A 24,284-nucleotide genomic window follows, 5' to 3' on the forward strand; every position below is an offset into this window, starting at 1 on the left:
GCGCAGTAATGCGTTAAGCTAACCAGTACTAATTGCCCGTAAGGCTTGATCCTATAACCAGTGTGTTTTGCCTGGTGAGTCGATCGCCTTGTGCCAGATACGCACAACCCCAACTACATCCCTATTCGCAGCGTTGACCTCAACCTCAGCGCTGCAACCCCTCATGCCTGGTGACCATAGCGAGCTGGAACCACCCCTTCCCATCCCGAACAGGTCCGTGAAACAGCTCCGCGCCGATGATAGTGCGGATTCCCGTGTGAAAGTAGGTCATCGCCAGGCTCTTATACCGCAGAACCCCCAGCCCCAAAGGCTGGGGGTTTTTGCTTTGGCGCGGCGCAAACGCCCGGGGGCCGGCGCAGGCACGCATGTCCTCGTTGTTTTCATGCCGCATCGCGGGTCGCCGAGCATTCCGGGACTGTCCGCCTTCTGCTATGGTCGACACCCAAGTGCCCACATGCGGCACGAAGGCGGTTGCAACGCGTGTTTGCAGCAAGTAGTGAGCAATAGCCGGACCCTTGCCAACAGAGCAGGTCCGGATTCGGGTTTCGAGGGGTTACATGACGGCCAAGGTGTTTCGGCTGGTTTTGACTGGCGCCGCCGGCGCGCTGCTGCTGGCAGGATGCGCATCCACTCCCCCTGTTTCCACGGTTCCCCCGGGTGACACGGCCACTATGGCCGACACTTCCGCGATCGATTGCCAGGCATTCGCCAGGCGCATGGCCGGGTACGCGGCAGCGCAGACGGACCCGGCGGTGACTGCGGTGTCGTCGCCCGATCCGCTGGCTGCCGCCGATCCGCTGGCTGCCGCCAACACCAGTGCGGCCGAAGCCGAGGCGGGCGACGACGGCGAAGCCGCCGATGCCGCGCCGCCGCTGACCCTGGCCACGCTGCCGTTGTTCTCGGTGTCACCGCATCGCGACCAGTTGCCGATCGGCTGGCAGCCTTGGACCATCAACCGCAACAAGACGCCCACCCGTTATTCGATGGCAGAGGTCGACCAGCGCGTGGTCGTCCATGCGCAGGCCGAGAGTTCGGCCTCCGGCCTGTATGTCCCGCTGCGCGATCGCGATGCCGGCATGCTGCGCTGGACCTGGAAGACCAGCGGCATTATCCGCAACGCCGACAACAGCCACGGCCCGCGCGAGGATTCGCCGTTGCGCCTGTTCGTCGCCTTCGACGGCGACAAGGGTGCACTGCCCTTGAAAGACCAGCTGATGTACGAGATGGCGCGGCTGACTACCGGCCGCGAAATGCCCTACGCCACGCTGATGTACATCTGGGGCGGACGGCGCGCGGAAGGCTCGTTGGTGAGGAATCCGCACACCGACCGGGTACGCATGATCGTGGTGGATAGCGGCATGAAGCACGCCAATGAGTGGCGTTGCCATGAGCGCGACCTGCGCGCCGACTACCGCAAGGCCTTCGGGACCGACCCCGGCCCGGTCATCGCCGTGGGCATCATGACCGATACCGACAACACCAAGAGCAAGGCCGAGTCCTGGTACGGCGACATCGCGCTGGACTGAAGCCCCCGCGGCGCCTTCAGCCGCCGATAGGCTCGGCCAGCGCGAGCACCGCGAACGAGGCCAGCCAGTGCGTGGACACATACTCGCCCTCGACCGCCTGCGGCAGCGATGCCTCGAGATGATCGGACCATGCCCGGATGGCCAGCGGCCGCAGCGGCTCGGGCAGGGCGGGCTCCAGCATGCGCCAGCACCAGGCACGCGAAAGGTTGAGCCCGTCCAGGTGCGAGGTCTTGGGGTCGCTGCGATTGGTCACTTCCACCGGCGTCAGCCAGTTGGCCAGTTCCGCCTGCCCCGGCACGAACAAATCCCACCATTCTGAAAACGCGCAGCCGTCCATCACGGCGTGCATCAGCACGGCTTCGGTCAGCCCGCCGGACAGGAATTCATCGCCGCCGGGCTCATATCGCGCCGGGTATTTCTGATCATGTCCGAACCAGCGGTGGGCGCGCCGCACGATGGCGCGCCGCAAGGTGAAGTCCTGGTGTGCGCGCGCATAGGCCATGGCCATCACCAGGGCGAAGGCGCTGTTGTAATGGGTGCCGGTGCGCACCGGGAATACCGCTGCATCCAGGAAATCCGCCAGTTGCCGTGACAGGTGCGATGCCAGCGGCGCACATGCCTCGGCCCAGGTGGCTGCCTGGGCGTCCTGCCGCGCCAGCGCCAGCAACTCCGCCTGCAGTTTCAGCATCCAGCCCCAGCCATAGGGGCGTTCGAAGGTGCGCGAAAGGGGCTGCTGGAAGTAGGCCAGTTCGACCGCGATGTGCTCTGGACGCAGTTGGGCGTCCAGCGTTGCGCGGATGCGGGGCGCCTCCTCCAGGTCCGGCGACAGCGCCAGCAGCCGCGCCAGCAACCAGTGCATGTGCACGCTGGAGTGCCAGTCGTAGCTGCCGCAGAAGACCGGATGCCAAGCCGACGGTTCGGCCAGGTCACCGGCGCTGGCCATCATGTGGTCCAGCTTGTACGGATAGCGGCGCAGGATATTGTCCAGCGCCACGCGCGCGAAGCTGCGCGCTGTCTCGCGATCCAGCGCCAGGCGGCCCATCGCGGATGCTCCCCGGTTTTTTATCGTTGTGCTGTGCTCAGGTACGTAACGTCACGCAGGCGCCAGCCACTTTTCCACCAGCCGCACGAAGAACGTCGAGCCGACCGGCAGCAGTTCGTCGTTGAAATCATAGCTCGGGTTGTGCAGCATGCAGGGCCCGATGCCATGGCCGGCGTCGCGATGGCCGCCGTCGCCGTTGCCCAGGAACAGGTAGCAGCCCGGCTTGTGCTGCAGCATGAACGAGAAGTCCTCGGCGCCCATGGTGGGCTCGACATTGCTGTCGACGTTGTCCGCACCGACCAGTTCCGCGGCGACCGTGGCCGCAAAGCCGGTCTCGGCCTCGCTGTTGATGGTCGGCGGATAGTTGCGGTGGAATTCGTATCCGATGGTGCAGTCGAATGCCGCCGCCACCGCGCGCGCCACTTCTTCCATGCGCCGTTCGATCAGGTCCAGCACCGGCACCGTGAACGTGCGCACCGTGCCGCCGATCCAGGCCTGGTCCGGCACGATATTGGTGGCGTCGCCTGCGTGGAACTGCGTGACCGAGATCACCGCGGTATCGATCGGGCGCTTGTTGCGCGTGATGATGCCCTGCAGCGCCGACACGATCTGCGCAGCGGTGAAGACCGGGTCGTTGCCGTTGTTGGGCATGGCCGCATGCGCACCCTTGCCGCGCACCACGATGCGGAACTCGTTGCTCGATGCCATCAGCGGGCCCGCGCGCGTGCCGAACGAGCCGACCGGCATGCCCGGCCAGTTGTGCACGCCGAACACCGCGTCGCACGGAAAGCGCTCGAACAGCCCGTCCTTGATCATTTCGCGGGCGCCGCCGCCGCCTTCCTCGGCCGGCTGGAAAATCAGGTGCACGGTGCCGTCGAAGGGCTTATGCTGCGCCAGGTAGCGCGCCGCGCCGAGCAGCATGGCGGTGTGGCCGTCGTGGCCGCAGGCGTGCATCTTGCCGGTGTGCTGCGAGCGGTGATCAAAGGTGTTCGCTTCCTGCAGCGGCAGCGCGTCCATGTCGGCGCGCAGGCCGATGGTGCGCGGGCTGTTGCCGTTGCGGATCACGCCCACCAGGCCTGTGGTGCCCAGGCCGCGATGCACTTCGATGCCCCACGATTCCAGGTTCTGCGCGACCACGTCGGCAGTGCGCTGTTCTTCGAAGCAGAGTTCCGGGTGGGCGTGGATGTCGCGCCGGATCGCGCGGATTTCGGCTTGTGCCTGCAGGATTTCGGGGATGAGCTTCATGATGCCTGGCTGCCCTGGACGTTAGGGGCGTTAGCGTTGGATACCCCGATCATACGATGCCTCTCCGCAAAGCGCCAAAATGCGGCGATTTCCTGCGCGCTTGCCAGGTTGGCGCAGTGCAATATGCCAGCGCGGGTGGGTTTCCCCGCATTGCCGCGACATGCGCACTGCTGGAACAGTTCATGCTTGAAGTGCCCGGCCGGCAAATTCGTCGCTTTGTGATGCGCAACCGCACCCCAAACCGCACCAAAACGCAGCGCCGCCGCGTGACCCGCGGCGCGGCGCATTGCCGATCCTAAAACGTCTGCTTCACTTCCTACAGGGAGAATTGCGCGATGTCCCTTCGCACTTTCAAGAAGGCAATTGGTGTGGTGGCGGTAGCCGGGGCCCTTGGCCTGGCGCTCGCCGGCACCGCCCAGGCCGCGGACCTCAAACTGGCCATGAGTTCGCCGCCAACCTCGATGGATCCGCACTTCTACAACCTGTTCTCCAACATCAACGTCTCCGAGCATATCTTTGACTCGCTGACCAAGATGGACCCGGACAGCCGCATCATCCCGGGCCTGGCCGAGTCGTGGAAGCTGGTCAACAACCTCACCTGGGAATTCAAGATCCGCAAGGGCGTGAAGTTCCACGACGGCTCCGAGCTGACCGCCGAAGACGTGATCTGGTCGCTGGACCGCCCGGCCACCATCCAGAACAGCCCGGGCAAGTTCGATGTCTACACCAAGGCGATCGTCAACAAGAAGATCATCGACAAGCACACCATCCAGCTGACCACCAACCAGCCTTATCCGCTGATGCTGAACGACCTCACGTCGATCTTCATCGTGCAGAAGAAGGCGACGCAGGGGCTGAGCTCGGATGACTTCGCGCAGGGCAAGGGCATGGTCGGCACCGGGCCGTTCAAGTTCGTCAGCTATGCCCGCGACGACCGGGTCGAGCTGGTGCGCAACAACGACTACTGGGGCGCCAAGCCGGCCTGGGACAAGGTCACGCTGCGCTTCATCCCCAATCCGGCGACGCGCCTGGCGGCGCTGCTGTCGGGCGACGTGCAGGCGATCGAGAACGTGCCCACGCCTGACCTGCCCAAGGTGCGCCAGGATCCCAAGCTGTCGTTCTTCTCCAAGATCTCGCACCGCGTGATCTACCTGTATTTCGATGCCAAGCGCGACAAGTCGCCCTATGTCACGACGAAGGAAGGCGCACCGCTGGACAAGAACCCGCTGAAGGACGCGCGCGTGCGCAATGCCATCAGCATGGCGATCAACCGGCAGGGCATCAAGGACCGACTGATGGAAGGCCTGTCCGAGCCGACCAACAACCTGGTGCCGCCGACGCTGTTCGGCTACAACCCCAACCTGAAGACGGTCAAGTACGACCCCGAGGCCGCCAAGAAGCTGCTGGCCGAGGCCGGCTTCCCGAACGGTTTCGGCGTGACGCTGCACACGCCCAACAACCGCTACGTCAACGACGAGAAGATCGCGCAGACCATTGCGCAGAACCTGACCCGCATCGGCATTGCCACCAGGGTCGAGGGCATGCCGATGGCCACTTACTCGTCCAAGGGCATCAAGCACGAGTGGTCGTTCGGCCTGCTCGGCTGGGGCGCCCAGACCGGCGAGGTCAGCTCGCCGCTGCGCGCGCTGCTGGCGTGCGAAGACAGCAAGAAGGGCTTCGGCACCACCAACTGGGGCGAGTACTGCAACCCGAAGATGGACGTGGTGCTGGAAAAGGCGCTGTCGACGGTGGACGACACCGAACGCTCCAAGCTGCTGCAGGAGGCCACCGCGATCGCGATCAACGATGGCGGTATCATCCCGATCCACCAGCAGGTGACCACCTGGGCCACGCAGAAGGGCATCGTCTACGTGCCGCGTACCGACGAGCGCACCTACGCGCATAACTTCAAGCCCCAGTAAGCTCCGGTCAGCCCAGACAGGAGCCTCGGCCGGCGGATGGTCTGCTGGCCGAGTTTGCGGTGCCGCGCATGGCTGCCGCGCCACACCCGGGAAGCGCCACGGCGCGGCCCGGGCGTGGCGTGCATTCGCGCGCGAAAGGAAAGTGGTTCGAATATGCTGGTCTTTATCATCCGGCGCCTGATGCAGAGCGTGGTCGTGCTCTTCGTCATGTCGCTGCTGGTTTTCCTCGGCGTCTTTGCCATCGGCAATCCCGTCGACATCCTGATCAACCCGCAGGCCGACCAGGAGGACATCAAGCGCACCATCGCGGCGCTGGGCCTGGACAAGCCGCTGTGGGAGCAGTACTGGGTGTTCCTGCAGAATGCGCTGCAAGGCAACCTGGGCACTTCGTTCGCGCACGGCACGCCGGCGCTCAAGCTGATCTTCGAGCGCATGCCCGCCACCATGGAGCTGGCCATCTGCGCGATCCTGCTGGCGATCGTGCTGGGCATCCCGCTGGGCCTGTGGGCCGGGCTGCGGCCCAAAGGCATGGCCGGCAAGTCGATCATGGCGGTGTCGATCTTGGGCTTCTCGTTGCCCACCTTCTGGGTCGGGCTGATGCTGATCATGGTGTTCGCGGTGCAGCTCGGCTGGCTGCCCTCCAACGGGCGCGGCGAGACCGTGCGCGTGCTCGGCATCCCGCTCAGCTTCCTGACTGCCGACGGCATCCGCCACCTGATCCTGCCGGCGGTGACGCTGTCGCTCCTGAATATCGCCATGGTGATCCGGCTCACGCGCGCCGGCACGCAGGAGGCGATGATGCAGGACTACGTCAAGTTCGCGCGCGCCAAGGGCCTGTCGAACACGCGCATTGTCGGCGTGCATGTGCTGAAGAACATCCTGATCCCGATCGTCACGGTGATCGCGCTGCAGTTCGGCTCGATCATCGCGTTTGCGATCGTGACCGAGACCATCTTCGCCTGGCCCGGCATGGGCAAGCTCATCATCGACTCGATCCAGCTGCTGGACCGGCCGGTGATCGTCGCCTACCTGATGGTGATCGTGACGCTGTTCATCCTGATCAACCTGGTGGTGGACATCATCTACAGCATGCTCGATCCGCGCGTGCGCATTGCCGACAACAAGGGCTGAGCCATGAGTGCCGTATCTGTAGAACAAGAGGACAAGACCCCGCCGCCCGCCGCGGCGCGCGAACAGTCGCCGTGGCGGCGCTTTGCCGCGGAGTTCTTCTCCAGCAAGATTGCCGTGGCCGGACTGGCCACGCTGGTCATCATCATCCTGATCGCCATCTTCGCGCCGTGGCTGGCGCCGCAGAACCCCTATGACCTGGCCACGCTGGACGTGCTCGACGCGCGCCTGGCGCCGGGCGAGCAGGCCGGCACCGGCATGACCTTCCTGCTGGGTTCGGACGAGCAGGGCCGCGACATCCTGTCGGCGGTGATGTACGGCCTGCGCATCAGCATCGGCGTGGGCGTGGTCAGCACCGTGATCGCGCTGCTGCTGGGCGCCACGCTCGGCCTGCTGGCCGGCTTCCTGGGCGGGCGCACCGAGGCCTTCATCATGCGCGTGGCCGACCTGCAGCTGTCGTTCCCGCCGATCCTGCTGGCGCTGATCCTGCTGGCCTTCCTGCGCCCGGGCCTGGGCAATATCGTGATCGCGCTGGTGGCGGTGCAGTGGGCCTACTACGCCCGCACCACGCGCAGCGCCGCGCTGGTGGAGCGCCGCAAGGAATATATCGAGGCCGCCACCTGCCTGGGCCTGCCGCCGATGCGCATCATGTTCCGCCACCTGCTGCCCAACTGCCTGCCGCCGCTGATCGTGATCGCGGCGCTGCAGGTGGCCTCGGCGATCACGCTGGAAGCGACGCTGTCCTTCCTCGGGCTGGGCGTGCCGGTCACCGAGCCCTCGCTGGGATCGCTGATCTCCAACGGGCAGCAGTACATGCTGTCGGGCAAGTACTGGATCAGCTTCTTCCCGGGCATCGCGCTGGTGGTCACCATCGTGGCGATGAACCTGGTGGCCGACCAGCTGCGCGATGTCCTCAACCCGCGCCTGCAGACGCAATAACCAGGAGCGGAACATGGCACAACCGACGTTGGTGGTTGAACACCTGAAGACGCAATTCCACACGCGCGGCGGCATCGCCAAGGCGGTCGACGACGTGTCCTTTACCGTGGGCCGCGGCGAGATCATGGGGCTGGTGGGCGAGTCCGGCTCGGGCAAGTCCATGACCGGCTATTCGATCATGGGCCTGATCGACCCGCCCGGGAAGATCGTCGACGGCCGCATCGCGCTGACCAGCCGCGACGGCATCACCCGCGACCTGCGCGCGCTCACGCCCGCGCAGCAGCGCGACGTGCGCGGCAACCGCATCGCGATGATCTTCCAGGACCCGATGATGACGCTGAACCCGGTCCTGCGCATCGACACGCAGATGATCGAGGCGGTCCTGGCGCATGAAAAGGTGGGCAAGGCGGTGGCGCGCGAACGCGCGCGCAATGCGCTGGCGCGGGTCGGCATCCCGTCGCCGGACGAGCGCCTGCAGGCCTATCCGCACCAGTTCTCGGGCGGCATGCGCCAGCGCGTGGCGATCGCGATCGCGCTGCTGAACAAGCCCGACCTGATCATTGCCGACGAACCGACCACCGCGCTGGACGTCACCATCCAGGGCCAGATCCTGTACGAGATGCAGACCCTGTGCCGCGAATCGGGTACGGCGCTGATCTGGATCACGCACGACCTGTCGGTGGTGGCGGGGCTGGCCGATACCGTGTGCGTGATGTACGCCGGCAAGATCGTCGAGGCCGGCGACGTGCGCCAGGTGCTGGAACACCCCGAACACCCCTACACCCACGGGCTGATCAGCTCGGCGCCGTCGCGCAATCCGCGCGGCACGCCGCTGCGGCAGATCCCGGGCATGACGCCGTCGCTGCTGAACCTGCCGGGCGGCTGTGCGTTCCGCGAACGCTGTCCCTACGCCACCGCTGCCTGCAAGACCGAGCCGCCGCTGGAGACCGCCGCCGACGGCCGCCGCCTGCGCTGCTTCCATCCGGTGCTGGCCAACCAGGAGGCAGCATGAGCGCAACTGAACTGCAATCCCGACCGATGACGAATCCTGCAGCGGAAGAGGGGGGCACGCCGAGCGCGCCGATCCTGGAGCTGCGCGGCGTGTCCAAGCGCTTCGTCAAGTCGCTCGACACCGCCGCGCGCATCGCCAACCTGTTCGGCGCCCATGCGCACGACGAGGTGGTGCACGCGGTCGACCGCGTCGACCTGAGCATCCGCGCCGGCGAAGTGGTGGGCCTGGTCGGCGAGTCCGGCTGCGGCAAGTCCACGCTCGGGCGCATGGCCGTGGGCCTGCACTCGCTGACCGAGGGCGAGCGCCTGTGGCGCGGCATCAACCTGGACCACCTGCCGCCCGACAAGCGCCGCGAGAAGCAGCTGGCGATCCAGATGATCTTCCAGGACCCGTACGCCTCGCTCAATCCGCGGCTGCGCGTGCTGGATATCGTGGGCGAGGCGCCGGTGGTGCACGGCATGGTCGAGCGCGGCGCGCAGAAGGGCTATGTGGAAGACATGCTGGTGCGCGTGGGCATGGACCCGACCGTGCTGCGGCGCTTTCCGCACCAGTTCTCCGGCGGGCAGCGCGCGCGCATCGGCATTGCCCGGGCGCTGGCGGTGAAGCCCGAGTTCCTGGTGTGCGACGAGTCGGTGGCGGCGCTGGATGTGTCGATCCAGGCCCAGGTGCTGAACCTGTTCATGCGCCTGCGTGAAGACCTGAACCTGACCTACCTGTTCATCAGCCATGACCTGGGCGTGGTCAAGCACATCAGCGACCGCGTGGTGATCATGTACCTGGGGCGGGTGGTGGAATCCGCGCCGACCGAAGACGTGTTCGCCGCGCCCAACCATCCCTATACCCAGGCCCTGCTGGCCGAGGCGCCCAAGCTGGAGGTGGCCCGCAAGACCTATGTGGCGATCCGCGGCGAGATCCCGTCGCCGCTGAACCCGCCGCCAGGCTGCCATTTCCACCCGCGCTGCCCGCATGCGATGCCGCGTTGCCGGGAAGAGCAGCCGCTGCTGAAGGAGATTGCGCCGATGCGGTTCTCGGCGTGTCACCTGAACGACATGGAGTAGGGCCTGGTTTTCTCCTCCCTGCGCGAGGGAGGAGAAAACCTTGAGTCTCAGCGGATCACCTGCCCCTTCGAATTGATGATCGTCATCTCCACGAACTTCGAGCCCACGTGATTCTCCGGCGTGAAGTTGACGATAAACCCGCCGAGGTCATAGCTGCGCATTGACTCGAGGGCGGTCACCAGCTTTTCGCGCGTCAGGTCCTTGCCCGCGCGGCGCAGGCCCTCGGTGAACGCCTTGGCGGCGATAAAGCCTTCGATGCTGGCGTAGTCGAATTCACTGGGCTTGCCGGCGGCCTGCAGCAGGCGCAGGTACTCCCGCACGATCGGCAGCGTGGCGTTGCCCGGGTGCGGCATCACCTGCGAGATGATCACGCCGCTGCCCTGCGCGCCGACCTCGTTGGCCAGCGCCTGCGTGCCGACGAAGGAGACGTTGTAGAACTGGCCGTTGTAGCCGCGGCGCAGCGCTTCCTTCACGAAGGCGCCGGCGGTGCGGTAGGCACTGATCATCACCACGGCGTCGGGCCTGGCCTTCATCGAACCCTGGATGGCGTCGCCGATTTCCGTGGTGTTGCGGACCACGGGTTCGCGCGCGACGATCTGCACGCCGCTGTCGGGCGCGGCCTTGAGCGCGCGCTCCAGACCATCCAGTCCGGCCTTGCCGTAGGCGTCCTCGTTGTAGACCACGGCCACGCGCCTGAGCCCGGTGGTCTGGATCTGGCGCAGGATGGCCGCGGTTTCCTCGTTGTAGCCGGCGCGCACATGGAAGACGTAGCGGCTGCGCGGCTCGCGCAGCGACTGCGCCCCGGTGTACGGGCCAAAGAACGGCACCCTGGCCTGGATTGCCAGCGGCAGCGCGGCCTGGCTGGTGGGCGTGCCGACATAGCCGAAGAGGGCGAAGACGCGGTCTTCCTCGATCAGCTTCCTGGTGTTCCTGGCGGCGGGCTCGGGTTCGTAGTAGTCGTCTAGCGCCTCCAACCGGATCTTGCGGCCGTGGATGCCGCCCTGCTGGTTGATATGGTCGAAATACAGCCGTGCGCCCGAGTTCATCTGCTTGCCGAGCACGGCGGTCGGGCCGGTCAGCGCGGCGGACTGGCCCAGCAGGATGGTGTCGGCGGTGACGCCGTTTTCGGATGTGGCGGGGATGCCCGCCGTGTTGGCCGCGAAGGCAGCGCAGGATGCGCCACCCGTGCCGATGGCGCACGCCACCAGCAGGCCGGCAAGCCGGCCATTGACCCCGGATCGGAACGACATAAACCCCCCGCGAAATGTGGTTCGATTACCCGTTTGCCGCGTCGGCCGGTCTCTCGCCGGCGAATTGCTCACGTCGTGCGGCATGGTGCGCGTACCGGTCTGTGCCGGCAGCGCGCCGGCACATCATAATCGAATACAATCGGATCGAGATACTCCCCGCCATCCCCCCGCACGGCCGGGAAAGCGCCGCCCGCCGGCGCGGCTCGGGCGCCGCTACCAGCGCGCCTGCGCCGGCATCTCCAGTTCCGTACGACCGAACGAAAAAACAACACACCCCGCCCGGAGACCCCATGGCTTCCCGCATCGTCCGCGCCGCCTGCCCGCATGACTGCCCCGACACTTGTGCCTTGCTCGTCACCGTCGAGGACGGCCGTGCCGTCAAGGTAGCGGGCGATCCCGACCATCCCGGCACGCAGGGCGTGCTGTGCACCAAGGTGTCGCGCTACACCGAGCGCACCTACCACCCGGACCGGCTGCTGACACCGATGAAGCGCATCGGCAGGAAGGGCGAAGGGAAGTTCGCGCCGATCTCCTGGGACGAGGCGCTCGACACCATCGCCACCCGCCTGCAGGCGATCGCGGCGCGCGATCCGCAGGCGATCGTGCCGTACAGCTACGCCGGCACCATGGGGCTGGTGCAGGGCGAGAGCATGGCCGCGCGCTTCTTCAACAAGCTGGGCGCGTCGCGGCTGGACCGCACCATCTGCGCCAGCGCCGGCGCCACCGCGCTGCGCTACACCTACGGCGCCAGCGTGGGCATGGACATGGAGCACGTGGTCGATGCCAGGCTGGTGATCATCTGGGGCGGCAACCCGATTGCCTCCAACCTGCATTTCTGGACCCGCGCGCAGGAAGCCAAGCGGCGCGGCGCCACGCTGGTCGCGATCGACCCGTACCGCTCGCTGAGCGCCGAGAAGTGCCACCGCCATATCGCGCCGATGCCCGGCACCGACGGCGCGCTGGCGCTGGCGCTGATCCATGTGCTGATCCGCGACGACCTGCTCGACCACGACTACATCGAACGCCACACCGTCGGCTTCGAGGCGCTGCGCGAGCGCGCGCAGGCCTACACCCCGGCACGCGCGGCCGAGATCTGCGCCATCCCGGCCGAGGACATCGAATGGCTGGCCGGCCTCTACGGCCAGCTGGCGGTGCGCGAGCGTCAGCCGGTGGCGATCCGCCTGAACTACGGCATGCAGCGCGTGCACGGCGGCGGCCAGGCGGTGCGCGCGGTGGCGTGCCTGCCGTCGCTGGTGGGCGCCTGGCGCCAGCCCGCGGGCGGGCTGCAGCTGTCGACCTCGGGCTTCTTCCCGATCAACGAAGCCGCCCTGCAGCGCCCCGACCTGCTGCCTGGCTGGCCGCAGCAGCTGCCGCGCATCGTCAACATGAGCACCATCGGCGACGCGCTGCTGGCCGAGCCGGCGCCCGGCGCGCCGCGCATCGAGGCCGTGGTGGTCTACAACAGCAACCCGGTCGCGGTGGCGCCGGAATCCGGCAAGGTCGCCGCGGGCTTCGCTCGCGAGGACCTGTTCACGGTGGTGCTGGAGCACTTCCGCACCGACACCGCCGACTATGCCGACATCCTGCTGCCGGCGACCACGCAGCTTGAGCACACCGACGTGCACAAGGCCTACGGCCACACCTATTTCCTGGCCAACAACGCCGCCATCGCGCCGATGGGCGAGGCCCTGCCCAATACCGAGATCTTCCGTCGGCTGGCGCAGCGCCTGGGCTTCACTGAAGCGTGCTTTGCCGACAGCGACGAGGCCATCGCCGCGCAGGCCATCATTCCGGGCGATGCGCGCGCGGCCGGCATCAGCTGGGAATCATTGAAGGAGCAGGGCTGGCAGAAGCTGGCGCTGCCGGCGGCGCCGTTCGCCGAGGGTGGCTTCCCGACCGTATCGGGCAAGTGCCAGTTCTATTCGGAGCCGATGGCGCGCGACGGCCTCGACCCGCTGCCTGACTACGTGCCGCAGTACGAGGCGCCGCTGACCGCGCCCGAACTTGCGGCGCGCTATCCGCTGGCGATGATCTCGCCGCCGGCGCGCAACTTCCTCAACAGCTCCTTCGTCAACGTCGACAGCCTGCGCGCCACCGAGGGCGAGCCGCACCTGGACATCCACCCGGCTGACGCCGCCGAGCGCGGCATCGTGCACGGCGCCATGGTGCGCGTCTTCAACGACCGCGGCAGCATGGTGGCGCGCGCCCGCGTCACCGACCGCGCCCGGCGCGGGCTGGTGGTGGGCCTGTCGATCTGGTGGAAGAAGCTGGCTTCGGACGGCAAGAACGCCAATGAGCTGACCAGCCAGCGCCTGACCGACCTGGGCCGCGCGCCGGTGTTCTATGACTGCCTGGTGCAGGTCGAGGCCTGCACGGAAGGGGCAGTCCGGCCGGCATGACGCCGCAGCCTGGCCGCCGGCGCTGGGCGGCACTCCTGGCGGCGACCGGCCTCACCACGGTGGTCCTGGTGACGGCCGGGTGTGAGGCCGTCGGCTACTACGCGCAGTCGATCGGCGGCCACTTGGGCGTGATGGCCCAGGCACAACCGCTGACCGACGCCATCGCCAGCGCGCGCGACGCCAACGATGCGCGCCTGGCGCAGCGGCTGGCGCTGGCCGGCCGCATGCGCGACTTCGCCTCGCGCGAACTGAAGCTGCCCGAGAACGGCAGCTACCGCCGCTACGCCAACCTGCACCGGCCCTATGTGGTGTGGAGCGTGTTCGCCACGCCCGAGCTGTCGATGGACCTGCGCAAGTGGTGCTTCCCCATCGTCGGCTGCATCAGCTACCGCGGCTACTACGCCCAGTCCGATGCCGAGCAGTATGCGCAGGGATTGCGCCGCGACGGGTTTGAGACGTACGTGGCTGGCATCCCCGCCTATTCGACGCTGGGCTATTTCGACGACCCGCTGCTCAATACCTTCGTCTATCTGCCCGAGGGCGAACTGGCGCGGCTGATCTTCCACGAACTGGCGCACCAGGTGGTGTACGTGCGCAACGACACCGCCTTCAACGAGTCCTTCGCCACCGCGGTGGAAGCCGCGGGCGTGGAGCGCTGGCTGGCCGAGGATGCGTCGGAGGACGCGCGCGCCAGCTATCGGCAGTACGATGCCCGGCGCCAGCAGTTCCGCGCGCTGTTGCTGGGCACGCGCGACCGGCTGGTGGCGCTGTACCAGACCCCGCTCGATGACGGCGCCAAGCGAGAGGGCAAGGCCAAAATCTTCGCCGACCTGCGCACCGAGTACGCGCGGCTGCGCACGGAGTGGGGCGGCTTCAGCGGCTATGACCGCTGGTTCGACCAGCCGCTGACCAACGCCCACCTGGCCGCGGTGGCCACCTACCAGCAGTGGGTGCCGGCCTTCACCGCGTTGCTGGCGCAGTGCAACGGCGACTGGCAGCGCTTCTATGACGAGGCCGCCCGTATCGGCGCGCTGCCCGCCGCCGAGCGCGAGGCCGCGCTGCAGCGGCTGGTGCCGCCGGCCACGCGCACCGGCACGCTGACCGCGGGCGGCAAGACCGCGGCCAACTAAGCCGCCGCCGCGCGCGCCGCTTACCAGGTATCGATGAAACGTCTCGGTGCGTTGGCCAGGCGGCCGAGGCTCCCCGGCGGCACCGAGGCCAGCCCGCGCAGCAGCCAGCGCCGCGTGTCGGCAGGGTCGATCACCGCATCGATCTCCAGGTGGCTGGCCATGTTGAGCGCGCGGCCGCGCTGGTAGGCGCCGTCGACCATGCGCGCGAACAACGCCGCGCGCTCGTCGGGGTCGGCCACGGCCTCCAGCTCCTTGCGAAAACCCAGCCGGATCGAGCCCTCGATGCCCATTGCGCCGAACTCGCCGCTGGGCCAGGCCGCGGTGAAGAAGGGCGCGGCAAAGCTGCCGCCGGCCATGGCCTGCGCGCCCAGCCCGTAGCCCTTGCGCAGCACCACCGTGAAGAACGGCACGCGCAGCGCGCCAGCGGTGACAAAGAGGCGCGACACGTGCCGCACCGTGGCGGTTTTCTCGGCCTGCGGCCCGACCATGAAGCCCGGGGTGTCGCACAGCGACACCATCGGCAGCCCGTGCGCGTCGCACAGCTGCATGAAGCGCGCGGCCTTGTCGGCGGCGGCGCTGTCGATGGCGCCGCCGAGGTGGCGCGGGTTGTTGGCGATGCAGCCGAAGGCGCGGCCTTCGATGCGGATCAGTGCGGTGATGATGCCGGTGCCGAACGCCGCGCGCAGCTCCAGCACCGAGCCGCTGTCCGCCATGGCGGCGATCACCGCGCGCATGTCGTAGCTGCGCAGGCGGTTCTCGGGGATGGCGTGGCGCAGGTGGCGCGGGTCATCCGCCTGCCAGTCATGGACGTCGCCCTGGAAGTAGGACAGGTAGCGTTGCGCGGCATCGACCGCGGCCGCTTCGTCATCGACCAGCACGTCGATCACGCCGTTGGGCCCCTGCACGCTGACCGGGCCCACTTCCTCGGGCGCGAACACGCCCAGCCCGCCGCCTTCAATCATGGCCGGCCCGCCCATGCCGATGGTGGCGCTGCGCGTGGCGATGATGACGTCGGCGCAGCCCAGCAGCGCGGCGTTGCCGGCAAAGCAGCGGCCGGACACGATGCCCACCAGCGGCACCTGGCCCGACAGCCGCGCGAACTGGATGAACGAGGTGCAGTCCAGCCCGGCCACCACCGGCATGTCGGTATCGCCCGGCCGGCCGCCGCCGCCCTCGGCAAACAGCACCACCGGCACCTGCCACTGGCGCGCCAGCGCCAGCATCCGGTCCAGCTTCTTGTGGCCATAGAAGCCCTGCGTGCCGGCCAGCACGGTGTAGTCGTAGGCCAGCACCATGCAGCGCGCATCGGCACCGGGAAAGCGCGCCGCGTTGACGGTGCCGATACCGGTGACGATGCCGTCGGCGGGCGTGGCGCTGACCAGGTCCTCGACGCTGCGGCGCTGCCGTTGCGCGGCGATGGCGAGCGCGCCGTACTCGATGAAGGAGTCGTCGTCGCACAGCTGGGCGATGTTCTCGCGCGCCGTGCGGCCACCCTGGGCGTGGCGCCTGGTGACGGCCTGGGCGCGTGCGGCGTCGTGGCCAAGGGCGTGGCGCTCCAGCGTTTCGCGAAGGTCCGCGCGCACATGGCCGAGGTCGGCCGCTGCGGCGGTCTCGGCGGCATGGCCGGCATCGTCGCCGGGCGCCAGCACGATCACCGCGGCCCCGGCGCGCAGCGTGGCACCTGCAACGGCCAGCACGCGCAGCACCGTGCCGGCGGCGGGCGCCTCCAGCGGATGCTCCATCTTCATCGCTTCGATGATGGCCAGCGGCTGGCCGCGCCTGACCGTGTCGCCTTCGCACACGTGGATGGCGGCGAGCGCGCCGTCCATGGGCGCCGGCACGGCGATGGCGTCGTCGGGGAGGTCGGCCAGCGCCTGGTCCGCATCGGCCAGCGCGCCGTCGGCGAGGGCGGGCGGCGCGTGCAGCACCGGGTGGTCGGCGTCGGCAGTCGCCAGTGCAGCCAGCGCCTGGTCCAGGTACTGCGTGTGCACGGCATTGCGGCGCACGTCGTCCAGCTGCAGCAGGTCCTGCAGCAAGCGGCGGTTGGTATCGATGCCTTCGATGCGGAACTCGCACAGCGCGCGGTAGGCGACCGCCAGCGCACGCGCGTAGTCGCCCCCGGGTTCGTGCACGATCAGCTTGGCCAGCAGCGAATCGAAGCGCGGATTCGCCGTCATGCCGGCAAAGCCCGCGCTGTCCACGCGCACGCCTGGCCCATTGGGCGGCTCGAACGCCGTCAGCGTGCCGCTGGCCGGGCGCAGCTGGCCCTGCGCGTCGAGGTGCTCGGCATTGATGCGCAACTGCACCGCGATGCCGCGCGGCGCGGGTGCCTGCTCCAGGCCCAGGTCGGCCAGGCGTGCGCCGGCGGCGATGGCCAGCTGGGTTTGCACGAGGTCGACGCCGGTCACCATCTCGGTCACCGTGTGCTCGACCTGCAGGCGCGGGTTGGCCTCCATGAACCAGAACGATGGGCCGCCAGCGCCGCCGTCTGCCACCAGGAATTCGAACGTGCCGATGCCGCGATAGGCGGCGGCGCGCGCCAGTGTGGCGGCGGCATCGGCCAGCCTTGCACGCAGTGCGTCATCCAATGACGGGCTGGGGGCGATCTCCACCAGCTTCTGGTGGCGGCGCTGCAGGCTGCATTCGCGCTCGCCCAGCGTCAGCACGCGGCCCTCGGCGTCTGCAACCACCTGGATCTCGATATGGCGCGGTGCGGCGACGATGCGCTCCACATAGACCGCGCCATTGCCGAATGCGCCGCTCGCTTCCGAGACGCAGCGTGCATAGGCCTCGTCGATCGCGGCAGCGCGATGCACGGCGCGCATGCCGCGCCCGCCGCCGCCGGCGAGCGCCTTGATCATCATGCCCGCTTGCCCGTCGGGGCTGGCGAAGAAGGCCCGCGCCTGCTCCAGCGAGGTCGGGCCAGCGGTGCCGGGCACGACCGGCACGCCATGCTCGCGCGCCAGCGCGCGGGCGCGGGCCTTGTCGCCGAACAGGCGCAGCACGTCGGGCGCAGGACCGGCGAAGACCAGCCCGGCGTCCAGGCAGGCCTGCGCAAAGTCGGCGTTCTCGGACAGGAAGCCGTAGCCGGGGTGCACCATGCCGCAGCCCGCCCGCCGCGCGGCGTCCACCACGGCGGCAATGTCGAGGTAGGCGCGCGGACCAGTGCCGGGCAGCGCCACCGCAGTGTCGGTCTTGCGCACGTGCAGCGCGTCGCGGTCGTCTTCGCTGTACAGCGCGACGCTGGGGATGCCCATGGCCGCGGCGGCCCGCGCGATCCGGATGGCGATTTCGCCGCGATTGGCGATCAGGAGCTTGTGGGTCGTCATGATGCGGGAGCGTTGATGGCGTCTGTTGTGCAGGGCGCAGTGCGGGTATGTACTCGTTGGTACATTTATTTACCGTTGGGTAAGATTCTGGGGTGATCGGGTATTCGCGTCAATCGGGCCGTTTTCCCTTTTCCCTTTGGCGCCGCAGACCGCGGCGCCAGGCAAGGGCTCGACAGGACTGGCGTAGCGAGCCCGCCATGCGAGAATTGCATCATGTCGATTGCACCCAGATCCGCACCGCTGAACCCGCCGTTGAGCACCCTGCCAGAGCCGCAGCCGGCCCGCCCGCATATTGCCGAGCGCCAGGAGGCCCGCCGCCGCCAGATCCTCGATACCGCCGCGCAGCTCTTCTACAGCAAGGGCTATCCCGGCATGACCATGAACGACCTGTGCCGCGCGCTGGGCGTGACCAAGCCGGCGGTCTACTACTACTTTACTGACAAGTACGAGATCTTCGACATCCTGTGCCGCGAGTCGGCCCAGACCTGCCTGCCCGTGATCCGCGAGACCGCGGACCCGGCGCTGCCGGTGCGCGAGCGCCTGCAGGCGTGCCTGCTCGAGATGGCGCGGCGCTGCGTCGCCTGCCATGTGCCGGCCACGCTGAGCTTTCGCGACAACCAGTACCTGCGCCCTGACACCGTGGCGTGGCTCGACAGCATGGCGCGGGACTTCTATCGCGATCTCTATGCGCTGCTGGAAGAGGGCAAGCGCGATGGCGTGTTCGCCTTCGGCGACGCACGCGTGACGGCCCATGCGATCGGCAGCGTGGTGGGGTTCCTCTACACCTGGCATGAACCCGGCCGCATGGACCCGGAGACGCTGGCGCAGGAGCTTGCCGCCAGCATGATGAAACTGGCGCTGCCCAGCGGCGGCTGAGTGCGGATTTGCCTCACTAGGGGTTATCCCCCTACTTGCGCCCGATCGGTGGCGCATAATGCCCGTCAGGGGCACCAAGGCCTGTCCGGTGGCCCTGAGGACTTCGTCTAAGTTGTTGTTTTAACCGGGGCGCACGTTTAGCATCTCGGCAAAATCGAACGACCATTCAGAAATCAGGAGACGGTGCTATGGAAAGAATTTGGCTGAAACACTACCCGGCCGGCGTCCCCGCCGAGATCGATGCCAGCCAGTTCCGCTCGCTTGCCGCGCTGCTCGAGGCGTCTTTCCGCACCTATGCCGACCGCAAGGCCTTCATCTGCATGGACAAGGCCATCACCTACGGCGAACTGGACCAGCTCTCGACGCACTTTGCCGCCTGGCTGCAGTCGCGCGGGCTGCGTCCCGGCGCACGGGTGGCGATCATGATGCCGAACGTGCTGCAGTACCCGGTGGTGCTGGCGGCGGTGCTGCGCGCGGGCTTCGTGGTGGTCAACGTCAACCCGCTCTACACCCCGCGCGAGCTCGAGCACCAGCTCAAGGACAGCGGCGCCGAGGCCATCGTGATCCTGGAGAACTTTGCCTCCACGCTGCAGCAGGTGCTGGCCAAGACCCCGGTCAAGCACGTGGTGGTGGCCAGCATGGGCGACATGCTGGGCGGGCTGAAGGGAGCGATCGTCAATTTCGTGGTGCGCAACGTCAAGAAGATGGTGCCGGCGTGGGAGCTGCCCACCTGCGTGCGCTTCAACAGCGTGCTGGCCGAAGGCCGCAAGCTGACGCTGCAGCCGGCCACCACCGGCCCGGATGACATCGCCTTCCTGCAGTACACGGGCGGCACTACCGGCATCTCCAAGGGGGCGGTGCTGCTGCACCGTAACGTGGTGGCCAACGTGCTGCAGTCCGAGGCGTGGATGCAGCCGGCGCTGAACAAGGGCGCACATATCGACCAGCCCATCACCATCACTGCGCTGCCGCTGTACCACATCTTTGCGCTGACGGTCTGCTGCCTGCTGGGCATGCGCAGCGGCGGCACCAGCGTGCTGATCCCGAATCCGCGCGACATTCCGGGCTTCATCAAGGAACTGCAGAAGTACAAGTTCAACATGTTCCCGGCCGTCAACACGCTGTACAACGCACTGATCAACAATCCGGAAATCAGCAAGGTCGATTTCTCCGGCCTGCGCGTGGCCAACGGCGGCGGCATGGCGGTGCAGGAGGCGGTGGCCAAGCAGTGGCTGGCCAAGACCGGCTGCCCGATCATCGAAGGCTACGGCCTGTCCGAGACCTCGCCCTCGGCCACCTGCAACCCGACCGACACCAATGTGTTCTCCGGCACCATCGGCATGCCGCTGCCGTCGACCGAAGTGGTGATCCGCGACGATGACGGCAAGGACGTGCCGCTCGGCCAGCCGGGCGAGATCTGCATCCGCGGCCCGCAGGTGATGGCCGGCTACTGGAACCGCCCGGACGAGACCGCCAAGGTCATGACCCCGGACGGCTTCTTCAAGACCGGCGACATCGGCGTGATGGACGAGCGCGGCTACACCAAGATCGTCGACCGCAAGAAGGACATGATCCTGGTGTCGGGCTTCAACGTGTATCCGAACGAAGTCGAAGGCGTGGTGGCCGAGTGCCCGGGCGTGCTGGAGGTGGCGGCCGTGGGCGTGCCTGACACGCACTCGGGCGAGGTGGTCAAGCTGTTCGTGGTGAAGAAGGATCCGGGGCTGACCGAGGCCGATGTGATCGAGTTCTGCAAGGAGCGCCTGACCGGCTACAAGCGGCCCAAGTACGTCGAGTTCCGCACCGAGCTGCCCAAGACCAACGTCGGCAAGATCCTGCGCCGCGAACTGCGCGACAGCCGCAAGGCCGCCTGAGCGGCCGCCGCTGCCAACGACAACGGCCTCCCGAGTGGAGGCCGTTGTGCTTTCAGGCTGCGCCGCGGCGGTTCAGCACTCGTTCGATGGCGCCAGGCGGGGTTCCTGGCTGCCGTCGGGGTAGATCACCCGCACGCACGCGCCAGGCTCCAGCCCTGGCACCGCCGGCGCGTTGGCCGACACGATCGCGCCATCCATGGTTCGCACCTTGTACTGGAACAGGTCCACCTGCTGCACCGGCGCGGGCTTGTTGAACAGCCGGCTCAGGTCGAAGGCAAAGCCCACGCCCACCCCGCCACCCCCGCCGCCACCCGCGGCGCCCACGCCGACGCTGGTGCCGCCGCCGTAGTACGGGGGCACCTGGGCCACGTCCAGGCGAGTCAGGAACGTCCTCTCGGTGACACGGCCAAGCTTGATGGTGGCGTTCACCGGCGTGACCTGCGGCGGCTGCGGCGTGCTGCTGCAGGCAGCCAGCACCGGCAGCAGGCCGCACAGGGTAAGGAGGGCAAGCGGTTTCATGGCGAGATCAGGCCGGTCTTGAGCCGGCCAAGCAGTCGGAACAGGGCGCGCCGGTCGGTCTCGGCCAGGCCGGAGAACAGTTGCCCGATCCAGTCCTCATGCGCGCGCGCCATGCGCGAGAACGCGGCGCGCCCGGCCGGGGTCAGGCGGATCAGGTAGGCCCGGCGGTCAGCGGGCAGGGCCTCGCGCGAGACCAGGCCTTCCTGCTGCAGCTGGTCGGTGATGCCGGTGACGTTGCCGCCGGTCACCATCATGCGGCGCGACAGCTCGCCCATCTTCAGGCCTTCCGGATGGCGGTCGAGCTGTGCCATCAGGTCGAAGCGCGGCAGCGTGCAGGCAAAATCCTGGCGCAGCCGCGAACGGATATCGCTCTCGATCAGGGTGGTGCAGGTCAACAGCCGCAACCACAGCCGCAGGGCTTCGTGCTCGGTCTGGTCGGCACGGGTTTCAAGGTCGACCGGCGCGCTTTCGGCGCCGGCGGCAGGGGAGGGGTTTGGCATCTTCAGTGCATCGGTGCGCAGGTGTGCGGCCGCAGCCGCCAGGGGCCGCCCACGAGGCGGGCAGCCAACATTTGATGCCTCAAGTATATGCGCGATACGCGCCGCCGCCCTGCCGGCGATCAAATCGGCGTCAATCCACCTTGGCGCCGGAATCCTTGACCACCTTGGCCCACTTGGCGGTCTCGGCGCGGATGAATGTGGCGAACTGCTCCGGCGTATTGCCGACAGGCTCGGCGCCCTGCGCCTGCAGGCGTTCGCGCACGGCCGGGGCGTTCAGCGCCTTGGCCACTTCCTGCTGGATGCGGTGGATGACGTCAGGCGGCGTGCCGGCCGGCGCCAGCATGCCGAACCAGGAGCTGGCTTCATACTGCGGCAGGCCCGCGGCCTGGGCGATGGTCGGCACGCCCGGCAACGCCGGCGACGGCCTGGCGCTGGTCACCGCCAGCGCCTTGAGCTTGCCGCTCTTGATCAGCGCCATCGACGACGGCAGGTTGTCGAACATCACCTGCATGGTGCCCCCGGCCAGGTCAGTCAGTGCCGGCCCGCTGCCCTTGTACGGGAAGTGGACCATATAGGTCCTGGTCTGCGTCTTGAACAGCTCCCCGGCCAGGTGGATCGAGGTGCCGTTGCCGCTGGAGGCCATGTTGATCTTGCCGGGGTTGGCGCGCGCGTAAGTGATCAGGTCCTTGACGCTGTCGATCTTGTTCTGCTGCGCAAACGCCGGGTTCAGCACCAGCACGTTGGGCACGGCCGCCACCTCGGTGACCGGGGCGAAGTCCTTGATCGGATCGAACGGCAGCTTGCCGTACAGCGACTGGTTGATGCCATGGGTGCCCACGGTGCCCATCAGCAGCGTGTAGCCGTCCGGCGCGGCCTTGGCGACGATGTCCGCGCCAATATTGCCGCCGGCACCGGGCTTGTTGTCGACCACCACGTTCCAGCCCGGCAGCCTGGCCAGCTCTGCGGCCACGGCGCGGGCCAGGATGTCGGTGGTGCCGCCGGCGGCAAAGGGCACCACCAGCCGGATCGGCTTGGCCGGGTACGGGTCGGCGGCCAGCGCCGGCTGGCTGGCGAGCGCAGCAAGGCTGGCGGACAGCAGCAGCGCAACGACGCGCCGGCGAGTGGGTTGCATGGGTGGTCTCCTGGTGTGGCCCGCTCCCGGTGTCCTGGGGGCGGCTATGGTCAGTGCATTCTAGTCGGCACCCGCAGTGGCGCCGATGAGGTAATGCCCTATGGGGCCGCAGCGCCGCGCCAATGGAAAAAGGCACCCGAAGGTGCCTTTCAAGCTCAGTCTTGCGACTGGCGATCAGAACTTGTGGCGGATGCCGATGGCGGCGCCAATCATCTTGTCTTCGCCGGTACCCAGGAAGTAACCATTGGCGAAGCTGATTGCCGAGGTGTCGAAGTTCAGGCCGGCGTTCTTCGAGAAAGCCGTGGTCAGGTACACGTCGGTGCGCTTGGACAGGTTGTAGTCGGCCACGAACGAGATCTGCCAGGGGTTCTTGATGTTGTTGGTGGTGTTGACGGTGGCAGCGGCCGGGTTGAAGTTCTTGACGTCGTCGTAGTAGTACGCGAGCGTCAGGCCCAGTGCCGGCGTGACCTGGTAGTTGGCGCCGACCCAGTAGTAGTTGTCCTTCAGGATCGTATTGTCGTTCACATGCTTGCTCATGCCCCAGCGATAGCCAGCCATCAGCTTGGCCGGACCGAAGGCATAGCTGGCAGCGACTGCGGCCTTCTTGAATTCGCCGGTGCCGCCGGCGGCGTTCAGGGTCGGGTTGTACTGGTCATAGGCGCCGCTGATGCCGAACGGGCCGGCTGCCCACGACACGCCGGCACCGTAGCCGGTGTCGCGGCGGAACTGGCCGGCGACTTCGCCACCGCCTGCAACGCCGTTGCCGAACGACCAGTGCGCGACCGCGGTCACCGGGCCGAACTTGCCGGTGTACTTGGCAGTGTTGTCCGAGCGGAAGTTCAGGCCCAGTTGAGCGACCACCGGCTCGTACTGGGTGGCATAGCCGGTCGGCGAGAAGTTGGCCATCATGTCGAACAGCGAGGTGTACTGGCGACCGAAGGTCACGCGGCCCACCTGGGCGCTTTCCAGGCCGACATAAGCCTGACGACCGAACAGGCGGCCGCCTTGCTGCGAGCGCCCGTCATCCAGGCCGAAACCGCTTTCCATCACGAACAGTGCCTTCAGGCCGCTGCCCAGGTCCTCAACGCCGCGCAGACCCCAACGCGAACCGGACAGGCCGCCGGACGACATGCGGAAGAGGTTCTCCGACGGGCCGGTCGCAAATCCGTTGGCCGCCGACGGCGTGACGCTCGACATATTGCTCACGTACTCGATGTTGGCATCCACCACACCGTAGAGCGTGACGCTCGATTGGGCCTGCGCCGCCCCAGCAAATGCGCCAAGCGCTGCCAGCGCCAGAAGCGATTTCTTCATGCTCGTTGATCTCCACTGTAAGAATTATTGGTGACGGCCCGGGAGAACCTCCTGTTGGTCTCCATCCCCCGTGCGTCAAACTTCCTTGGAAG

The 24,284-nt window shown here is 67.6% G+C and carries 18 protein-coding genes and 1 rRNA gene; 11 read left to right on the forward strand and 8 right to left on the reverse strand.

The genetic code is table 11. The features are described 5' to 3' along the window. Nucleotides 1-166: 166 nt before the first annotated feature. Both rrf and AC3WLE_RS03285 read left to right on the forward strand, forming a co-directional pair. Nucleotides 167-279: ribosomal RNA gene (gene rrf / locus AC3WLE_RS03280) — 5S ribosomal RNA — on the forward strand. A 278-nt stretch (nt 280-557) separates the two neighbouring features. Further along, the gene (locus AC3WLE_RS03285) at nt 558-1,526 is read left to right on the forward strand and encodes a DUF3047 domain-containing protein (RefSeq protein WP_492321598.1); all 969 of its coding nucleotides are present in this window, start codon (nt 558-560) and stop codon (nt 1,524-1,526) included. A gap of 16 nt (nt 1,527-1,542) precedes the next feature. On the opposite strand, the gene AC3WLE_RS03290 is transcribed toward AC3WLE_RS03285, so the two are convergent. Further along, on the reverse strand, nt 1,543-2,568 hold the full coding sequence (locus AC3WLE_RS03290) for a DUF2891 domain-containing protein (protein ID WP_492321597.1): 1,026 nt from the start codon (nt 2,566-2,568) through the stop codon (nt 1,543-1,545). A gap of 51 nt (nt 2,569-2,619) precedes the next feature. Further along, complete coding sequence (locus tag AC3WLE_RS03295; protein ID WP_492357521.1) at nt 2,620-3,813, reverse strand: M20 aminoacylase family protein; 1,194 nt, start codon at nt 3,811-3,813, stop codon at nt 2,620-2,622. 335 nt (nt 3,814-4,148) lie between these two features. Here AC3WLE_RS03295 and AC3WLE_RS03300 point away from each other — a divergent pair, with 335 nt between their 5' ends. The 5 genes from AC3WLE_RS03300 (at nt 4,149) to AC3WLE_RS03320 (ending at nt 9,872) form a co-directional block, all read left to right on the forward strand. Beyond that, the gene (locus tag AC3WLE_RS03300) at nt 4,149-5,735 is read left to right on the forward strand and encodes an ABC transporter substrate-binding protein (protein ID WP_492357520.1); all 1,587 of its coding nucleotides are present in this window, start codon (nt 4,149-4,151) and stop codon (nt 5,733-5,735) included. Nucleotides 5,736-5,888: 153 nt separating this feature from the next. Next, nucleotides 5,889-6,866 (forward strand): ABC transporter permease, encoded by a 978-nt coding sequence (locus AC3WLE_RS03305; RefSeq protein ID WP_492321594.1) that lies wholly within the window; start codon nt 5,889-5,891, stop codon nt 6,864-6,866. 3 nt (nt 6,867-6,869) lie between these two features. After that, complete coding sequence (locus tag AC3WLE_RS03310) at nt 6,870-7,802, forward strand: ABC transporter permease (RefSeq protein ID WP_492321593.1); 933 nt, start codon at nt 6,870-6,872, stop codon at nt 7,800-7,802. A 13-nt stretch (nt 7,803-7,815) separates the two neighbouring features. Then, nucleotides 7,816-8,814: an ABC transporter ATP-binding protein gene (locus AC3WLE_RS03315; protein ID WP_010814791.1), complete on the forward strand. Its 999-nt coding sequence runs from the start codon at nt 7,816-7,818 to the stop codon at nt 8,812-8,814. A 26-nt stretch (nt 8,815-8,840) separates the two neighbouring features. Continuing rightward, nucleotides 8,841-9,872 carry an ABC transporter ATP-binding protein gene (locus AC3WLE_RS03320; protein ID WP_167686585.1) on the forward strand — a complete coding sequence of 344 codons (1,032 nt, stop codon included), beginning with the start codon at nt 8,841-8,843 and terminating at the stop codon, nt 9,870-9,872. 47 nt (nt 9,873-9,919) lie between these two features. Here the strand turns inward: AC3WLE_RS03320 and AC3WLE_RS03325 are convergent, their stop codons facing one another. Next, complete coding sequence (locus AC3WLE_RS03325) at nt 9,920-11,122, reverse strand: ABC transporter substrate-binding protein (RefSeq protein WP_492321592.1); 1,203 nt, start codon at nt 11,120-11,122, stop codon at nt 9,920-9,922. 290 nt (nt 11,123-11,412) lie between these two features. On the opposite strand from AC3WLE_RS03325, the gene AC3WLE_RS03330 reads away from it, so the two are divergent. Both AC3WLE_RS03330 and AC3WLE_RS03335 read left to right on the forward strand, forming a co-directional pair. Then, on the forward strand, nt 11,413-13,521 hold the full coding sequence (locus tag AC3WLE_RS03330) for a molybdopterin-containing oxidoreductase family protein (RefSeq protein ID WP_492357519.1): 2,109 nt from the start codon (nt 11,413-11,415) through the stop codon (nt 13,519-13,521). Then, on the forward strand, nt 13,518-14,651 hold the full coding sequence (locus AC3WLE_RS03335) for an aminopeptidase (protein ID WP_492357518.1): 1,134 nt from the start codon (nt 13,518-13,520) through the stop codon (nt 14,649-14,651). Before AC3WLE_RS03330 ends, AC3WLE_RS03335 begins: the two co-directional genes overlap by 4 nt. A 20-nt stretch (nt 14,652-14,671) precedes the next feature. Here the strand turns inward: AC3WLE_RS03335 and AC3WLE_RS03340 are convergent, their stop codons facing one another. Further along, the gene (locus AC3WLE_RS03340; protein WP_492357517.1) at nt 14,672-17,980 is read right to left on the reverse strand and encodes an acetyl-CoA carboxylase family protein; all 3,309 of its coding nucleotides are present in this window, start codon (nt 17,978-17,980) and stop codon (nt 14,672-14,674) included. A 213-nt stretch (nt 17,981-18,193) separates the two neighbouring features. Between AC3WLE_RS03340 and AC3WLE_RS03345 the strand changes: the two genes are divergently transcribed. Both AC3WLE_RS03345 and AC3WLE_RS03350 read left to right on the forward strand, forming a co-directional pair. Next, a complete protein-coding gene (locus tag AC3WLE_RS03345) occupies nt 18,194-18,856 on the forward strand; it encodes a TetR/AcrR family transcriptional regulator (RefSeq protein WP_492321588.1) in 663 nt (220 codons plus the stop codon). A gap of 188 nt (nt 18,857-19,044) precedes the next feature. Beyond that, nucleotides 19,045-20,727, forward strand: a complete 1,683-nt coding sequence (locus AC3WLE_RS03350) for a long-chain fatty acid--CoA ligase (RefSeq protein ID WP_492321587.1) — start codon at nt 19,045-19,047, stop codon at nt 20,725-20,727. A gap of 72 nt (nt 20,728-20,799) precedes the next feature. Here the strand turns inward: AC3WLE_RS03350 and AC3WLE_RS03355 are convergent, their stop codons facing one another. The 4 genes from AC3WLE_RS03355 to AC3WLE_RS03370 form a co-directional block, all read right to left on the reverse strand. Further along, nucleotides 20,800-21,246, reverse strand: a complete 447-nt coding sequence (locus tag AC3WLE_RS03355) for a hypothetical protein (RefSeq protein WP_492321586.1) — start codon at nt 21,244-21,246, stop codon at nt 20,800-20,802. After that, entirely contained in the window at nt 21,243-21,746 is a 504-nt protein-coding gene (locus tag AC3WLE_RS03360; RefSeq protein WP_492358178.1) for a MarR family winged helix-turn-helix transcriptional regulator, read from the reverse strand. Before AC3WLE_RS03360 ends, AC3WLE_RS03355 begins: the two co-directional genes overlap by 4 nt. 130 nt (nt 21,747-21,876) lie before the next feature. Then, a complete protein-coding gene (locus AC3WLE_RS03365) occupies nt 21,877-22,878 on the reverse strand; it encodes a tripartite tricarboxylate transporter substrate binding protein (RefSeq protein ID WP_492356130.1) in 1,002 nt (333 codons plus the stop codon). A gap of 174 nt (nt 22,879-23,052) precedes the next feature. Then, nucleotides 23,053-24,192, reverse strand: a complete 1,140-nt coding sequence (locus tag AC3WLE_RS03370) for a porin (RefSeq protein ID WP_492321583.1) — start codon at nt 24,190-24,192, stop codon at nt 23,053-23,055. Between the last annotated feature and the right edge of the window lie 92 nt (nt 24,193-24,284).

It is taken from the genome of Cupriavidus sp. FW306-1B-F12B, assembly GCF_058781795.1.

Coding starts and splice junctions, on each gene's coding strand:
- AC3WLE_RS03320 (WP_167686585.1), top strand. CDS start 8,841: ATGACGAATCCTGCAGCGGAAGAGGGGGGCACGCCGAGCGCGCCGATC.
- AC3WLE_RS03330 (WP_492357519.1), top strand. CDS start 11,413: ATGGCTTCCCGCATCGTCCGCGCCGCCTGCCCGCATGACTGCCCCGAC.
- AC3WLE_RS03335 (WP_492357518.1), top strand. CDS start 13,518: ATGACGCCGCAGCCTGGCCGCCGGCGCTGGGCGGCACTCCTGGCGGCG.
- AC3WLE_RS03300 (WP_492357520.1), top strand. CDS start 4,149: ATGTCCCTTCGCACTTTCAAGAAGGCAATTGGTGTGGTGGCGGTAGCC.
- AC3WLE_RS03290 (WP_492321597.1), bottom strand. CDS start 2,568: ATGGGCCGCCTGGCGCTGGATCGCGAGACAGCGCGCAGCTTCGCGCGC.
- AC3WLE_RS03355 (WP_492321586.1), bottom strand. CDS start 21,246: ATGAAACCGCTTGCCCTCCTTACCCTGTGCGGCCTGCTGCCGGTGCTG.
- AC3WLE_RS03305 (WP_492321594.1), top strand. CDS start 5,889: ATGCTGGTCTTTATCATCCGGCGCCTGATGCAGAGCGTGGTCGTGCTC.
- AC3WLE_RS03345 (WP_492321588.1), top strand. CDS start 18,194: ATGTCGATTGCACCCAGATCCGCACCGCTGAACCCGCCGTTGAGCACC.
- AC3WLE_RS03365 (WP_492356130.1), bottom strand. CDS start 22,878: ATGCAACCCACTCGCCGGCGCGTCGTTGCGCTGCTGCTGTCCGCCAGC.
- AC3WLE_RS03340 (WP_492357517.1), bottom strand. CDS start 17,980: ATGACGACCCACAAGCTCCTGATCGCCAATCGCGGCGAAATCGCCATC.
- AC3WLE_RS03295 (WP_492357521.1), bottom strand. CDS start 3,813: ATGAAGCTCATCCCCGAAATCCTGCAGGCACAAGCCGAAATCCGCGCG.
- AC3WLE_RS03350 (WP_492321587.1), top strand. CDS start 19,045: ATGGAAAGAATTTGGCTGAAACACTACCCGGCCGGCGTCCCCGCCGAG.
- AC3WLE_RS03325 (WP_492321592.1), bottom strand. CDS start 11,122: ATGTCGTTCCGATCCGGGGTCAATGGCCGGCTTGCCGGCCTGCTGGTG.
- AC3WLE_RS03310 (WP_492321593.1), top strand. CDS start 6,870: ATGAGTGCCGTATCTGTAGAACAAGAGGACAAGACCCCGCCGCCCGCC.
- AC3WLE_RS03370 (WP_492321583.1), bottom strand. CDS start 24,192: ATGAAGAAATCGCTTCTGGCGCTGGCAGCGCTTGGCGCATTTGCTGGG.
- AC3WLE_RS03360 (WP_492358178.1), bottom strand. CDS start 21,746: ATGCCAAACCCCTCCCCTGCCGCCGGCGCCGAAAGCGCGCCGGTCGAC.
- AC3WLE_RS03285 (WP_492321598.1), top strand. CDS start 558: ATGACGGCCAAGGTGTTTCGGCTGGTTTTGACTGGCGCCGCCGGCGCG.
- AC3WLE_RS03315 (WP_010814791.1), top strand. CDS start 7,816: ATGGCACAACCGACGTTGGTGGTTGAACACCTGAAGACGCAATTCCAC.